This window comes from Streptomyces netropsis (assembly GCF_014203545.1).
In the GTDB taxonomy this organism is placed as follows: Bacteria; Actinomycetota; Actinomycetes; order Streptomycetales; family Streptomycetaceae; genus Streptomyces; species Streptomyces netropsis.
This window is the reverse complement of record NZ_JACHJG010000005.1, coordinates 73,726-87,198: the sequence shown is the minus strand read 5'-3', so window position 1 is coordinate 87,198 and position 13,473 is coordinate 73,726. Positions and strand designations below refer to the sequence as shown.

Genomic DNA, 13,473 nt, shown 5'->3' with positions numbered 1-13,473 from the left:
CGGAGGCATGCGCATTGTCATCGCTGGTGGACATGGTCAGATCGCGCTACGGCTGGAGCGTTTGCTCGCCCGGCGCGGTGACGAGGTAGCGGGCGTGATCCGCAAGCCGGAGCAGGCGGGTGATCTCCTCGCGGCGGGTGCCGAGCCGGTCGTGTGCGATCTGGAGTCGGCGACGGCCCAGGAACTCGTCCGGCATCTGGAGGGCGCGGACGCCGCCGTCTTCGCGGCCGGGGCGGGGCCGGGCAGCGGAATCGAGCGCAAGGACACCGTGGACCGGGCCGCGGCCGCCCTCTTCGCCGACGCGGCGGAGGCCGCCGGGGTCCGCCGCTACGTGATCGTCTCGTCCATGGGCGCCGACCGCGAGCCGCCCGAGGACACCGACCCGGTCTTCGCGGCCTATCTGCGTGCGAAGGGCGCGGCGGACGAGGACGTGCGTTCCCGGGCCGGGCTGGACTGGACCGTCCTGCGCCCGGGCCGGCTCACCGACGACCCCGGCACGGGCCAGGTGGCCCTGGCGGAGTCGACGGGCCGGGGCGCGGTGACCCGTGACGACGTGGCGGCAGTCCTGGCCGCGATCCTCACCGAGCCGGGCACGGCGGGCCGCACGCTGGAGCTGATCGGCGGCGACACCCCGGTGGAGCAGGCGGTCAAGGCGGTCGCGGCGGGGTAATCGGTCGGCTGCCGCCGATTCACTCCCGTCGGAAACGAAAGAGACCCCCGACCAGAAGGTCGGGGGTCTCGTTCCGTGGCGGCGCCAGGGTTCGAACCTGGGTAGGCTGAGCCGGCAGATTTACAGTCTGCTCCCTTTGGCCACTCGGGCACACCGCCAAGGGTTGCTGCCTGGATTCCCGCCTCGCGGCGGTTGTCCGTGGCAACGACGTAAACCATACCCGATGACCAGGGGTGGTCCGCCACTCGATTCGCGGCCCCTCGATCGGGCCCCGGGTGGCTAGGCTGGCAGCGGCCCTCCGGGGCCGTACCCCTGATGGATCTACGTACGAGGAGCCAACTCAATATGGCCGACTCCAGTTTCGACATCGTCTCGAAGGTCGAGCGGCAGGAGGTCGACAACGCCCTCAACCAGGCCGCCAAGGAGATCTCGCAGCGCTACGACTTCAAGGGCGTCGGCGCTTCGATCGCCTGGTCCGGCGAGAAGATCGAGATGCGCGCCAACGCCGAGGAGCGGGTCAAGGCGGTTCTCGACATCTTCGAGACCAAGCTGGTCAAGCGCGGTATCTCGCTGAAGTCGCTGGACGCGGGCGAGCCGCAGGCCTCCGGCAAGGAGTACAAGATCTTCGCCTCGATCGAGGAGGGGATCTCGCAGGAGAACGCGAAGAAGGTCGCCAAGATCATCCGCGACGAGGGCCCGAAGGGCGTCAAGGCGCAGGTCCAGGGCGACGAGCTGCGCGTCAGCTCCAAGAGCCGTGACGACCTCCAGGCCGTCCAGGCGCTCCTCAAGGGCAAGGACCTGGACTTCGCGATCCAGTTCGTGAACTACCGGTAATACGCCGCTGGTTCAGGCCACCCGGCGCGGGCTCCGGCCCGCGAGGACGCTGTCGTCGGGGAGGGCACAGCGAGGGGCGCCGTCGGGTCCACCTCGACGACCGCCCTGGCGGTGCCCTCCCCCGCGCGACGCGACCCAACGCGTTCCCTGTGCGCGAGAAGCATCACAACGACGTTCCGGCAGCGGCGCGTTGCGCGGGTAGGTGACGCGGCGATGCGGGCGCACGGCATGCCCGCAGCGGCGGGGCGCGTCGCCTCTGGAACAGTCAGCGGCTCCACGCCCGGGCAGGCTGGTTATGATCACCGCAAGGCGGGGTCGTAGCACAGAGGTAGTGCGCCTGCACGTCATGGAGGAGGACGCCGGTTCGAATCCGGCCGCCTCGCCCCCCTTTTTTCTTCGCGCACGGCAGCGCCTGCGTTTTAACCTGCACGGATGATCGACCAAGAGCCGAGCGGCGTCGTCGTGAACGCAGGGACCGTCAGCCCGAGTTCGACCCGGCTGCGCTTCCGTGAACCCACGCGCCCCTTCCCGGAGTTCAAGGACGATCCGGTGCTCGACTTCCTCGCGCAAGCGCGAGGTGAGCGGGTGAGCATCGACGTGTCCGTCCGCACGTTGCGGGGTGACGGCCTCGACGCCTTCCTCGACGAACTGGCCGAGGACTTCCGGGGGTGGGAGGGGGCGCGTACGTGGCGCTCCCTCGAGCACGATCTGACGCTCTCGGCCACGCACGGCACGGGAGGGTACGTCCGTCTGACGTGGGGGCTGCACGCCCGGCCACCCGCCGAGGAGTGGTGTTTCGAGACCACCACGGTGCACGCGGCGGGCGAGGACATGCGAAACCTCGCCACCGAGATCCGTGCCCTTTTTCGGAGCGCCTCATGACGTCCGACGGCGCCGACGGCCTTGACCTCAAGCAATGTTGAGCTTTTAGTGTTCTCGGTGAACGGTCGATCCGTCCGACGGCCGCCGCCCAGATCCCCCGGGAGCGCTCAGCCATGACCGTCACCGCCGCAGAGTTCGCCGCCCTCGAAGCGCGGGTCGAGGTCCTTGCCGACCGCGCCGACATCACCGGTCTCATCGACCACTACCTGCTGAGCCTCGACACGGTGCCCGCCGGTGGCGGTCGCTTCGACGACGCCTGGGCGCGCGGCCTTTTCACCGAGGACGCCCGGGTCACGACCCCGATCGGTGACCACGAGGGGATAGCGGGCCTGGCCGAGTCCGAGCAGGCGACGTTCGCGAAGTTCGAACGGACCCAGCACGTCGGCACGAACTACATGATCGCTCTCGACGGCGACCGGGCCACGGTGCGCTGGAACGCGCTCATGACCCACGTCCACCTGGCGAGCACCCAGCAGGCACGGGGCGCGGAGCCGGGTGGCCACTTCGACGTGGGCGGCACGTTCACGGGCGAGGTGGTGCGGACGGGCCAGGGGTGGCGCTTCCGCCGCCTGACCGTCCAGGCGGTGTGGACGACGGGCGAGGGCCCGCTGGTGCTGACGCCGAAGGCGGAGGCGACCATGCGGGGCCTGGCGGGCGGCTCGGTCAACTAGGGACTGTCCGGCGGATTCGCCGTGTCGGGTGCACCTCCGCTGCGCGGCGGGGGCCTCACACGCCGGACAGGCTGGTCGGCTGGGCCCAGCCCGATCAAGCCCGTCCGGCGATTGAGGACGCGCCCGCAGGGCCCCCGCTGCCGCAGGCGGCAAGACGGCCCGCGGTCGGCACGACAAACCGCTCTGCCCCGCGCCCCGGACTTGGCTACTTCGTCAGCGCGTCGCGAACGGCCGGTCCGTGGAGACGATTTCGCGGCCGAGCGGCATCAACGAGATGGGGATCAGCTTGAAGTTGGCGATGCCCAGCGGGATGCCGATGATCGTGACGCACAGGGCGATGCCCGTGACGATGTGACCGAGCGCCAGCCACCATCCGGCGAAGACGAACCAGATGACGTTGCCGATCAACGACCCCGCGCCGGCGTCATGCCGCTCCACCGTCGTACGACCGAAGGGCCACAGGGCGAAGGCAGCGATACGGAAGGACGCAATGCCCCAAGGAATGGTGATGATCAAGACGCAGCAGATCAGGCCCGCGACGACATAGGCGAGTGCCATCCAGAGGCCACAGAGAACCAGCCAGATGACATTCAGGACAAACTTCATAATTAATAGCCTTCCACGCAACTGGCTCCTTGGCCACTGAGACGCTTGCGCGCTGGCCTCTGGTTGCCACTGCCCGCAGGCGGGGGCCTTACGCGTCGGCTACGAGGGATTCCCACCCGCTACGCGGGGGCGCACCGGGGCCATGGGCGCGCTGCGCGTCACGCGCAGCCGGCGTGAGGCGTGCACGCCATCGCGACCGCCAGGCTGTCCTCGTAGACGTGGTAGCGGGTGATGAGGCCGTTCTCGACCGTCAGTCGGGCCGCGAAGGGCGAGCGGAAGGACTTGCCGGTGGCTCGTACCGTTCCGGCCAGGCAGCCCGTCAGGATCGCTTCCGTGCCGTCCACGACGAGTGGGTCGATGGTGTGGCCGGTCGGCGCCGGGGTCACGCAGGCGGCCAGGTCGCGGAAGTGGTCGGCCACGTCCTCGCGCGTCGAGCGCGGGCGGATCCAGGGGGCGGTCGGGTTGTCGGCGACGAGCCAGTCGACCTTCTCGGCGAACAGGGCGGCGATGTGGTCGGGGCTGCCGGCCGCGGTGCGGGTCAGGAACTCCTGCGCGGTCGCGCGGGTGGTGTCGCCGGTGCCTGTCATGGCGGTCGCCTCTCGTCGAAGGTCCGAAATCCGAAGTCCGAAGACCTGAGTCCTGGGGACTTCGACGATCCTGCGACAGGGGCCGTGCGGCGTCGATTACCTCTCCGGTAATCGACGTCGGCTACCCCCGGTGGCCCGCCATCCGCTCCAGGCGGCTGATGCGCTCCGCCATCGGCGGGTGGGTGGAGAACAGCTTGGACATGCCCCCGCCCGCGCGGAAGGGGTTCGCGATCATCATGTGGCTCGCGGTCTCCAGGCGGGGCTCGGGCGGCAGGGGCAGCCGCTTCGTGCCGGCGTCGAGTTTGCGGAGGGCGTCGGCGAGGGCGAGGGGGTCGCCGGTGAGGCGGGCGCCGGAGGCGTCGGCCTCGTACTCGCGGGAGCGGCTGACGGCGAGCTGGATGACGGACGCGGCGATCGGGCCCAGCAGCATGATCATGACCATGCCGATGAGACCGGGGCCCTCGTCGTCGTCCGAGCGGCCGAAGGGGATCAGCCAGGCGAAGTTGACCAGGAACATCACCACCGAGGCGAGCGCGCCCGCCACCGAGGAGATGAGGATGTCGCGGTTGTAGACGTGGCTGAGTTCGTGGCCGATGACGCCGCGCAGCTCGCGCTCGTCGAGGAGACGCAGGATGCCGTCGGTGCAGCAGACGGCGGCGTTGCGCGGGTTGCGGCCGGTGGCGAAGGCGTTGGGGGCCTCGGTCGGGGAGATGTAGAGGCGGGGCATCGGCTGGCGGGCGGCGTTGGAGAGCTCGCGGACCATGCGGTACAGCTGCGGGGCCTCGAACTCGCTGACCGGCCGGGCGCGCATCGCGCGCAGGGCGAGCTTGTCGCTGTTCCAGTAGGCGTAGGCGTTGGTGCCGAGCGCCACGAGGACGGCGACGATCAGGCCCGTACGTCCGAAGAGGCTGCCGATGACGATGATGAGTGCGGACAGCCCGCCGAGGAGTACGGCGGTCTTCAACCCGTTGTGCCGGCGGTGCACGGTACGCCCTCCAAGTGGTCCGGCAGGGGAACCCTTTGCTCGGTGCTTCCACCGTGCGCTTCCACGTTCCAGTGGAACCTTCCGAACTGGTCAACGCCAGATGAAGGTGGCTAGTTCCCTTGTGCACACCGGCCGCGCACCGGGTCGCACACCGGCCGCGCACCGCACGCGCACCGGCCGTGCACCGGGTCGCGCGCCGACCGCCCGTAGGCCGTCCGGGTGAGCGTGCGGACGCCTTACGGGCGGGTTCGGAGCCGCGTCACAGCAGTGCGCCGGAGGCGAAGCGCAGGACGAGCTGCGGGGCGCCGGAGAGGGCGATGCCGAGGACGGCGGCGAGGGCGATCGCCGTCGCCAGGGGGGTCGGGACGCGCAGGCGCTGGTGCCCCTCGGCAGCCTCCGCCTCGTCCGGCGCGCGGAAGAGGACCGCCGTCCACTGGAGGTAGTAGTAGAGGGCGATCACGACGTTGATCGCCATGACGACCGCCAGCCAGCCCAGGCCCGCGTCGACCGCCGCCGAGAAGACGGTGACCTTGGCGAACAGGCCGATGATGCCCGGCGGCAGTCCGGCCAGGCAGAGCAGGAAGAAGCCCATGGCCAGGGCGGCGAGCGGGCGGCGGGCGTAGAGGCCCCGGTAGTCGGCGATGCGGTTGGCGGGACTGGTCCGGGCGACGAGCGCGGCCACGGCGAAGGCGCCGAGGTTCACGACGGCGTACATCAGGGCGTACGCGACGGTGGAGCCGATGGCGTGGGCGGGGTCGTCGGTGTACGCGGCGGCGGCGATCGGCACCAGGAGGTAGCCCGCCTGGCCGACGGAGGACCAGGCCAGCAGGCGTACGGCGCTGTTCGCGCGGTCCGCGCGCTGGCGCAGCGCGGCGGCGTTGCCCACGGTCATGGTGAGGGCGGCGAGGACGGCGAGGGCCGGGCCCCAGATGTCGGAGTACGAGGGGAAGGCGACGACGGTCACGAGGATGAGACCGGTGAAGCCGACGGCCTTGCCGATGACCGACAGGTAGGCGGCGATGGGCAGCGGGGCGCCCACGTAGGTGTCGGGTACCCAGAAGTGGAAGGGCACGGCCGCGGTCTTGAAGGCGAAGCCGACGAGGGTGAGGGCCACGCCCGCCTGGGCGAGGGTCTCCAGCCGCGGGTCGACGTCGGTGAGGGTCTCGGCCACCTGGGTGAGGTGCAGGGTGCCGGTGGCCGCGTAGACGAAGCTGACGCCGAGCAGCATGACGGCGGTCGCGGTGACCGAGGAGAGGAAGAACTTGAGCGCCGCTTCCGAGGAGCGGCGGTCGTCGCGCCGCAGGCCGACGAGGGCGAAGGCGGGCAGCGAGGCGACTTCGAGGGCCACGACGAGGGTCGCGAGGTCCCGGGAGGCGGGCAGCAGGGCGGCACCGGCGGCGGAGGACAGCAGCAGGAACCAGTACTCGCCGGAGGGAAGTTTGAAGTCGGTGAGCGTGCTGACGGACAGAAGCGCCGTCAGCAGGGCGCCGCCGAGGACCAGGAACTGGATGACGAGGGTGAAGTGGTCCGCCGTGTAGCTGCACGCGCGCGTGCCGGTGCTCAGGCAGAACGTGGAGCGGTCACCGTCGTGCAGGGGCAGCAGGGACAGCCCGGCCAGCAGCAGTCCGCCGATCGCGATCCCGCCGAGGAGGGGCTTGCGCTCCTCGGGGAGGAAGAGGTCGGCGACCAGGATGACGAGCGCCACCACTGCGGTGACGGTGGGCGGGGCGATGGCGAGCCAGTCGACGGACTGGACCAGGGAGCCCATCAGTTGCCTCCTCGGAGGAGCTGCTGAACGGCCGGGTCGGTGAGGCCGAGGAGGGCCGCGGGCCAGAGTCCGGCGAGGACGGTGAGGGCGACGAGCGGGGTCCAGGCGGCGAACTCGTACGTCTGGACGTCGGCGAGCGACGTCGGTGCGGGCGCGTGGGCGCCGCCTTCGCCGTCGCCTCCCATGCAGACCCGGCGCACGACGACCAGCATGTACGCGGCGGTCAGCAGGGTGCCGAAGCCGGCGATGACCATGAAGGTGAGGTAGGCGGGGCGGCTGAGCCCCTCGGCGGGCTCGAAGGAGCCGAACATCGCGAGCATCTCGCCCCAGAACCCGGCGAGGCCGGGCAGGCCGAGCGAGGCGACGGCGCCGAAGGCGAGGAGCCCGCCGAGGCGGGGTGCCTTGCCGTAGAGCGCGGCGCCGCTCGCGCCGGAGAGCCGGTCGAGGTCGCTGGTGCCGTAGCGGTCCTTGACGGCGCCGACGAGGAAGAACAGCAGGCCGGTGATGAGGCCGTGGGCGATGTTGGCGAACAGCGCGCCGTTCACCCCGGTGGGGGTGAGGGTGGCGATGCCGAGGAGCACGAAGCCCATGTGGCCCACGGAGGAGTAGGCGATCAGGCGCTTGAGGTCGCCGCCCGCGCCGCTGCGGGCGAGGGCGAGGCAGACCAGGGAGCCGTAGATGATGCCGACGACCGCGAAGGCGGCGAGGTAGGGCGCGAAGGTGTGCACGCCGTCGGGGGTGATGGGCAGCAGGATGCGGACGAAGCCGTACGTGCCCATCTTCAGCAGGACGCCCGCGAGGAGCACCGAGCCGACGGTCGGGGCGGCGGTGTGGGCGTCGGGGAGCCAGCTGTGCAGGGGCCACATGGGGGCCTTGACGGCGAGGCCGACGCCGATGGCGAGCACCGCGACGAGCTGGGTGGTGTGGCTGAGCCCGGAGCCGTTGTCAGTGGCGAGTGCCACCATGTCGAACGTGCCGCCCTTGATGCCGATGAGGAGGAGGCCGAGCAGCATCACGACGGAGCCGAGCAGGGTGTAGAGGATGAACCGCCAGGCCGCGCGCTCGCGGCCGTCACCGCCCCAGCGGGCGATGAGGAAGTACATCGGGATGAGCACCATCTCGAAGGCGAGGAAGAACAGCATCAGGTCGAGGACGGCGAAGGACGCGAGGGTGCCGGACTCGAGGACGAGGATCAGTGCGACGAATGCCTTCGGTGACGGGCCGTCGGGCATTTTGAAGTAGCTGTAGAGCGCGCTGAGGAAGGTCAGCAGCGCGGTCAGCACGAGGAGGGGGAGCGAGACGCCGTCCACGCCGAGGTGGATCCGGATGCCGAGGGCCGGGATCCAGCTGATGTCGGTGGTCGCCTGCATCCTGGCGGGGTCGTCGTGGTCGAAGCCGGCGGCCAGGGCGACGGACAGCGCGAGCACGGCGCCCGTGACGGTGACGCCGTGCCGGAGCACGGCCTGGTCGGGGCTCTTGCCCTTGAGGCCGGGAGGGGCCGGGAGCAGGGCGGCGACGGCTCCGAGGAGGGGGACGACGACGATCGCAGCGAGGAGGATCTGCATGACGGTATGACTCACGGTCAGGCTCCGGTGGCTACGAGAACGGCGGCGACGGCCAGGACGACGGAGCCGGCGAGCAGGGCGCCGAGGTAGGTCTGCACGTTGCCGGTCTGGGCCCGGCGGACGGCCCGGCCCAGCAGGCCGGGGGCCGCGCCCGCGCCGCGGACGTACGTGTCGACGACCTCGCGGTCGAGGAAGTGCGCGAGGCGGGCGCCGGCGCGCACGGGCCGGACGAACAGGGCGCTGTACACGGCGTCGAGGTGGAAGCCGACGGCGGCGTGGCGGTGCAGGGGGCCGAGGAGGAGCCGGCCGGGGTCGGCCGGGTCCTGGGCGGAGGCGATGTTTCCGTAGGCGGCCGTGTGGCTGGCGACGGCCTCCTCCTCGGAGACCGCGGGGGCGGCGTCCGGGTCGGCGGCGACGGCGCCCATGGGCGTGCCGGCGGCGAGCGCGGCGGTCCGCCGCCAGGCCGCGTAGACGGCGAGCCCGCCGACGAGGGCGCAGCCGGTGCCGAGGGCGGAGGTGGTGAGGGTCGGGGTGAGGGAGTGCCCGTCGAACCAGTCGGGGAGCTTCCAGGCGGCGAGGCCGAGCCCGAGGGCGGGGACGAACAGGACCCAGAGGGTGGCGTTCATGACGGCGGGCTGCTTGCCGTGGTCGGCGGCCTCCGTGCCGCGGCCGTGGAAGGCCAGCAGCCACAGCCGGGTGGCGTAGCCCGCGGTGAGGAGGGCGGTGAGCAGTCCGGCGACCAGGACCATCCAGCCCACCGCGCCGGGGATGCCGCTCGCGTCTCCGGTGGCGGCGTGCTCCGCCGCGCCGAGGACGGCTTCCTTGGAGAAGAAGCCGCTGAACGGGGGGACCGCGGCGAGGGCGAGGAGGGCGACGGTCATCGTCCAGTAGGCGTCGGGGATGCGCTTGGTGAGGTGGCCCATGCGTGCCATCGCGGCCAGCGAGTTGGTGCCGGCGGCGTGAATGATCACGCCTGCCCCGAGGAAGAGGAGCGCCTTGAACGCACCGTGGGTGATCAGGTGGAAGACGGCGGCACCGCGGTCGCCGACGGCGAGGGCACCGGTCATGTAGCCGAGCTGGCCGACGGTCGAGTAGGCGAGGACGCGTTTGATGTCGTCCTGGGCGAGGGCGGCGAGCGCCGAGCCGACCATGGTGATCGCGGCCATCGCGGCGAGCACGACCAGCGCCGCGGTGGAGGCGGCGAAGACGGGCAGCAGCCGGGCGATGAAGTAGACACCGGCGGCGACCATCGTCGCGGCGTGGATCAGCGCGGAGACGGGCGTGGGGCCGGCCATCGCGTCGGGCAGCCAGGTGTGCAGCGGGAACTGCGCGGACTTGCCCGCGACTCCGGCGAGGAGCAGCAGCGCGATGAGGGTGGGGTGGTCGAGCCCGTCGCCGGAGACGGCGGCGGTCAGGATGCCGTTGATGCGGAACGTTCCGGCGTCGGCGGCCAGCGCGAGGATGCCGATCAGGAAGGGGACGTCGCCGAGCTTGGTGACCAGGAAGGCCTTGAGGGAGGCGGCGCGGGCGGCCTCGGTCTCCCAGTAGTGGCCGACGAGGAAGTACGAGCAGACGCCCATGATCTCCCAGCCGACCAGCAGCACCATCAGGTCGCCGGAGTAGACGACGAGCAGCATCGCGGAGGTGAAGAGGGAGACGAGGGCCGCGTAGGAGGGGTAGCGGGGGTCGTCTCGCAGGTAGGCGGTCGAGTAGAGCTGCACGCAGGAGGCGACGACGCCGACGAGGACCGCGACGAGCACGGCGAAGCCGTCGAGGTGCAGGGCGAGGTCGATCGGCACCGACCCGGTCGGGGTGAGCCGGGTGGCGGCGTCGATGTCCTCGCCGCCGCCCTGCTGCCAGGCGACGACGACGGCGAGCACGGCCGCGGCGAGGGTCGGCAGGATGGCCAGCGGTCGTACGAAGCCGGGGGCGCGGCGGCCGAGCAGGATGCCGGCGACGGCACCGAGGAAGGGCAGCAGCGGGACGAGGACGGCGGTGGTCGTGGTCGTCACGCGACGGCCTCTGCCTTCTTGTCGGGGCCGTTCGGCCGGTCGCCGTCGGCGCGGGCCGGGTCCACGGGAATGTCCGTGTCGGCCGCGTAGCGCTCGGCGTCCTCGCCCTCGTTGAGGTCGCGGAGCCGGTCGACGTCGGCGGTGCCGCGGTTGCGGTACACGAGCAGCACGATCGCGAGTCCGATGCCGATCTCGGCGGCGGCGATGGCGATGGTGAAGAGGGTGAGCGCCTGCCCGGCGTGGAGCGTGTCGCGCAGCCACACGTCGAAGGCGACGAGGTTGAGGTTGACGGCGTTGAGCATCAGCTCGACGGACATCAGGACGAGGATCGCGTTGCGCCGGGCGAGCACGCCGTACAGGCCGACGCTGAAGAGGAGGGCGGCGAGGACGGCGGGGTAGACGAGATGCATCAGTGCTTGCCCCCCTTGTCGGCCTTGCCGGCCTTGCCGGTCGTGCCCGGCTGCTTCTTCGTACCGCCGTCGATGTCGCGGCGGGAGAGCACGATCGCGCCGACGAGGGCGGCGAGCAGCAGGACGGACAGCGCCTCGAAGGGCAGCACCCAGTACCGGAAGAGGCTCTCTCCGGAGACCTTGGTGGAGCCCTGTACGGCGCCGTCGAGGTCGATCCAGGTGGCGCGGAAGGCATCCACGACCACCCAGACGAGCGCGGCGGCCGCGGCGACCGCGACCGCGAGGGCGGCCCAGCGGTTGCCGGAGTCCGCGTCCGGGGAGCGGCCGATGGGGGCCTTGGTGAGCATCAGCCCGAAGAGGAGGAGGACGACGACGGACCCGACGTAGATCAGCACCTGTACCCAGGCGATGAACTCCGCCGTGAGCAGCAGGTACTCCACGGCGAGCCCGCCGAGCGCCGCCACCAGCCAGAGGGCGGCGTGCACCAGCTGCTTGGTGGTGACGGTGACGACGGCGGCGCCGAGGGTCACGATGCCGACGAGCAGGAAGAGGATCTCGACGCCGGCCGGGGAGAGGAAGCCGTGGGCGTTCGCGGCGAGCGCGGTGACGTCGGCGGTGCCGGTCATGCCTCGTCCTCCTGCTTCTTCTCCGCCTCGGCGGCCTGTTGCGCGGCCAGCTTCTCGGCCGTCTTCCGGGCCGCCGCGAGTTCCTTCGGCTCCTCGGCCGCCGGGTCGAGCGCGGGCGGCTCCGGCACGGTCCACATCCATTCGCGGAGCTTGTCGCGCTCATGGGTGAGTTCGTGGATGTCGGTCTCGGCGTACTCGAACTCCGGCGACCAGAACAGCGCGTCGAAGGGGCACACCTCGATGCAGATGCCGCAGTACATGCAGAGCGAGAAGTCGATCGCGAAGCGGTCGAGCACGTTGCGGCTGCGCTCCCGCCCGCCCGGCGCGGCCGGGGGCACGGTCTCCTTGTGGGAGTCGATGTAGATGCACCAGTCGGGGCACTCACGGGCGCACAGCATGCAGACCGTGCAGTTCTCCTCGAACAGGCCGATCACTCCGCGGGTGCGGGGCGGCAGCTCGGGCTGTACGTCCGGATACTGGTCGGTGATCGAGCGCCGCGTCATCGTGCGGAGCGTGACGGCGAGGCCCTTGGCAAGGCCGGAACCGGGGATCGCCATTACTGGATCACCACCTTGACGACGCCGGTCAGCGCGATCTGCGCGAGAGCGAGCGGAATGAGTACGGTCCAGGCCAGCTTCTGCAGCTGGTCCTCGCGGAGCCGGGGGTAGCTGACCCGTAGCCAGATGACGACGAAGGCGAGCAGCGCCGTCTTGAGCAGGGTCCACACGGGGCCGAGGCCGTCGGCCCCGAAGGGGCCGTGCCAGCCGCCGAGGAAGAGGACGGTCGTCAGCGCGCAGAGCACGACGATGCCCGCGAACTCGGCCAGCAGGAAGAGCGCGAACCGCAGACCGGTGTACTCGGTGTAGGCACCGAAGATGATCTCGGAGTCGGCGACCGGCATGTCGAAGGGGGGCCGCTGGAGTTCGGCGAGCCCGGCGGTGAAGAAGACGAGGCCGCCGACGATCTGCCAGGGCACCCACCACCAGTGGAAGGCCTCCAGGATGCCGGGCAGCGACAGGGTCCCGGCCGCCATCGCGACGGAAGCGGCGGCGAGCAGCATCGGCAGCTCGTACGCCATCAGCTGCGCGGCGGTCCGCAGACCTCCGAGCAGGGAGAACTTGTTGGCCGACGCCCAGCCGGCCATCAGCGAGCCGAGCACGCCGATGCCCAGGACGGCGAGGACGAAGAAGATCCCGGCGTCGATGAACTCGCCGACGGCGTTGCCCGGCCCGATCGGGATCACGACCAGCACGAGGAGGTAGGGCAGCAGGGCGACGGCCGGCGCGAGCTGGAAGATCCGCCGGTCCGCGCCCGCGGGCACGATGTCTTCCTTCTGCGCGAACTTCACGGCGTCCGCCATGAGCTGGGCCCACCCGTGGAACCCACCGGCGTACATCGGCCCGAGCCGGCCCTGCATGTGGGCCATCACCTTGTGCTCGGTCTGCCCGAGGACGAGCGGCAGTACGAGGAAGGCGACGAACACGGCGGCCAGGCGGACGGCCACGTCGAGGATGTCGCTCATGCGGTGTCGCCTCCTGCCGGGTCGTCGTCTTGGGTGCCGCGGTCGCGGTCGCGGTCGCCCTTGGGCGGTTCGGCCGCGCGAGGCTTGGGCTCGGGAGCCGGTTCGGCTGCGCCGGGCTCGGGCTCGGGAGCCGGTTCGGCTGCGCCGGGCTCGGGAGCGCTGGGCTTGGGAGCGGTGGGCTCGGCGGCTGCCGGTGCCGGGGCTGCCGGTGCGGGCCCGGCCGCAGGCCCGGCCGCAGGCCCGGCCGCAGGCCCGGCCGCAGGCCCGGCCGCAGGCCCGGCCGCAGGCCCGGCCGCAGGCCCGGCCGCAGGCCCGGCCGCAGGCCCGGCCGCCTC

The 13,473-nt window shown here is 71.4% G+C and carries 14 protein-coding genes and 1 tRNA gene; 4 read left to right on the top strand and 11 right to left on the bottom strand.

Annotation, left to right across the window (positions count from 1 at the left end; translation table 11 throughout):
* Positions 1-7: 7 nt before the first annotated feature.
* On the top strand, positions 8-670 hold the full coding sequence (locus tag FHS38_RS13885; RefSeq protein ID WP_184733863.1) for an NAD(P)H-binding protein: 663 nt from the start codon (positions 8-10) through the stop codon (positions 668-670).
* A gap of 76 nt (positions 671-746) precedes the next feature.
* Here the strand turns inward: FHS38_RS13885 and FHS38_RS13880 are convergent.
* A tRNA-Tyr gene (locus FHS38_RS13880) sits at positions 747-828 on the bottom strand.
* Between the two features lie 187 nt (positions 829-1,015).
* Here FHS38_RS13880 and FHS38_RS13875 point away from each other — a divergent pair.
* The 3 genes from FHS38_RS13875 to FHS38_RS13865 all read left to right on the top strand — a co-directional run bounded on the left by FHS38_RS13875 (position 1,016) and on the right by FHS38_RS13865 (position 3,057).
* Entirely contained in the window at positions 1,016-1,504 is a 489-nt protein-coding gene (locus FHS38_RS13875) for a YajQ family cyclic di-GMP-binding protein (protein ID WP_030368439.1), read from the top strand.
* Between the two features lie 432 nt (positions 1,505-1,936).
* Positions 1,937-2,386, top strand: a complete 450-nt coding sequence (locus tag FHS38_RS13870) for a DUF6228 family protein (protein WP_221494980.1) — start codon at positions 1,937-1,939, stop codon at positions 2,384-2,386.
* Positions 2,387-2,499: 113 nt separating this feature from the next.
* Complete coding sequence (locus tag FHS38_RS13865) at positions 2,500-3,057, top strand: nuclear transport factor 2 family protein (RefSeq protein ID WP_184733862.1); 558 nt, start codon at positions 2,500-2,502, stop codon at positions 3,055-3,057.
* Between the two features lie 213 nt (positions 3,058-3,270).
* Here FHS38_RS13865 and FHS38_RS13860 read toward each other — a convergent pair whose 3' ends face one another.
* From FHS38_RS13860 to FHS38_RS13815, 10 genes are all read right to left on the bottom strand, one after another.
* Entirely contained in the window at positions 3,271-3,663 is a 393-nt protein-coding gene (locus tag FHS38_RS13860) for a YccF domain-containing protein (RefSeq protein ID WP_184733861.1), read from the bottom strand.
* A 158-nt stretch (positions 3,664-3,821) separates the two neighbouring features.
* Positions 3,822-4,250 (bottom strand): nuclear transport factor 2 family protein, encoded by a 429-nt coding sequence (locus FHS38_RS13855; RefSeq protein ID WP_184733860.1) that lies wholly within the window; start codon positions 4,248-4,250, stop codon positions 3,822-3,824.
* 121 nt (positions 4,251-4,371) lie between these two features.
* Positions 4,372-5,235, bottom strand: coding sequence for a zinc metalloprotease HtpX (htpX, locus tag FHS38_RS13850; protein ID WP_184733859.1), 864 nt, complete (start codon positions 5,233-5,235; stop codon positions 4,372-4,374).
* A 259-nt stretch (positions 5,236-5,494) separates the two neighbouring features.
* Positions 5,495-7,003 carry an NADH-quinone oxidoreductase subunit N gene (locus FHS38_RS13845; protein WP_184733858.1) on the bottom strand — a complete coding sequence of 503 codons (1,509 nt, stop codon included), beginning with the start codon at positions 7,001-7,003 and terminating at the stop codon, positions 5,495-5,497.
* The gene (locus FHS38_RS13840) at positions 7,003-8,568 is read right to left on the bottom strand and encodes a complex I subunit 4 family protein (RefSeq protein ID WP_184734162.1); all 1,566 of its coding nucleotides are present in this window, start codon (positions 8,566-8,568) and stop codon (positions 7,003-7,005) included. The genes FHS38_RS13845 and FHS38_RS13840 overlap by 1 nt, the downstream gene beginning before the upstream one ends.
* Positions 8,569-8,585: 17 nt before the next feature.
* Positions 8,586-10,580, bottom strand: coding sequence for an NADH-quinone oxidoreductase subunit 5 family protein (locus FHS38_RS13835; RefSeq protein ID WP_184733857.1), 1,995 nt, complete (start codon positions 10,578-10,580; stop codon positions 8,586-8,588).
* Complete coding sequence (nuoK, locus tag FHS38_RS13830; RefSeq protein WP_184733856.1) at positions 10,577-10,990, bottom strand: NADH-quinone oxidoreductase subunit NuoK; 414 nt, start codon at positions 10,988-10,990, stop codon at positions 10,577-10,579. The genes FHS38_RS13835 and nuoK overlap by 4 nt, the downstream gene beginning before the upstream one ends.
* Complete coding sequence (locus tag FHS38_RS13825) at positions 10,990-11,616, bottom strand: NADH-quinone oxidoreductase subunit J family protein (protein WP_184733855.1); 627 nt, start codon at positions 11,614-11,616, stop codon at positions 10,990-10,992. The genes nuoK and FHS38_RS13825 overlap by 1 nt, the downstream gene beginning before the upstream one ends.
* Positions 11,613-12,173, bottom strand: a complete 561-nt coding sequence (locus tag FHS38_RS13820) for a NuoI/complex I 23 kDa subunit family protein (protein WP_184733854.1) — start codon at positions 12,171-12,173, stop codon at positions 11,613-11,615. Before FHS38_RS13820 ends, FHS38_RS13825 begins: the two co-directional genes overlap by 4 nt.
* Positions 12,173-13,138 carry a complex I subunit 1/NuoH family protein gene (locus tag FHS38_RS13815; protein WP_184733853.1) on the bottom strand — a complete coding sequence of 322 codons (966 nt, stop codon included), beginning with the start codon at positions 13,136-13,138 and terminating at the stop codon, positions 12,173-12,175. The genes FHS38_RS13820 and FHS38_RS13815 overlap by 1 nt, the downstream gene beginning before the upstream one ends.
* Positions 13,139-13,473: the final 335 nt, after the last annotated feature.

Excerpts from the sequence above, each read along its gene's own strand:
- FHS38_RS13885 (WP_184733863.1), top strand. The coding sequence starts at position 8 with ATGCGCATTGTCATCGCTGGTGGACATGGTCAGATCGCGCTACGGCTG.
- FHS38_RS13875 (WP_030368439.1), top strand. The coding sequence starts at position 1,016 with ATGGCCGACTCCAGTTTCGACATCGTCTCGAAGGTCGAGCGGCAGGAG.
- FHS38_RS13870 (WP_221494980.1), top strand. The coding sequence starts at position 1,937 with ATGATCGACCAAGAGCCGAGCGGCGTCGTCGTGAACGCAGGGACCGTC.
- FHS38_RS13865 (WP_184733862.1), top strand. The coding sequence starts at position 2,500 with ATGACCGTCACCGCCGCAGAGTTCGCCGCCCTCGAAGCGCGGGTCGAG.
- FHS38_RS13860 (WP_184733861.1), bottom strand. The coding sequence starts at position 3,663 with ATGAAGTTTGTCCTGAATGTCATCTGGCTGGTTCTCTGTGGCCTCTGG.
- FHS38_RS13855 (WP_184733860.1), bottom strand. The coding sequence starts at position 4,250 with ATGACAGGCACCGGCGACACCACCCGCGCGACCGCGCAGGAGTTCCTG.
- FHS38_RS13845 (WP_184733858.1), bottom strand. The coding sequence starts at position 7,003 with ATGGGCTCCCTGGTCCAGTCCGTCGACTGGCTCGCCATCGCCCCGCCC.
- FHS38_RS13840 (WP_184734162.1), bottom strand. The coding sequence starts at position 8,568 with ATGCAGATCCTCCTCGCTGCGATCGTCGTCGTCCCCCTCCTCGGAGCC.
- nuoK (WP_184733856.1), bottom strand. The coding sequence starts at position 10,990 with ATGCATCTCGTCTACCCCGCCGTCCTCGCCGCCCTCCTCTTCAGCGTC.
- FHS38_RS13825 (WP_184733855.1), bottom strand. The coding sequence starts at position 11,616 with ATGACCGGCACCGCCGACGTCACCGCGCTCGCCGCGAACGCCCACGGC.
- FHS38_RS13820 (WP_184733854.1), bottom strand. The coding sequence starts at position 12,173 with ATGGCGATCCCCGGTTCCGGCCTTGCCAAGGGCCTCGCCGTCACGCTC.
- FHS38_RS13815 (WP_184733853.1), bottom strand. The coding sequence starts at position 13,138 with ATGAGCGACATCCTCGACGTGGCCGTCCGCCTGGCCGCCGTGTTCGTC.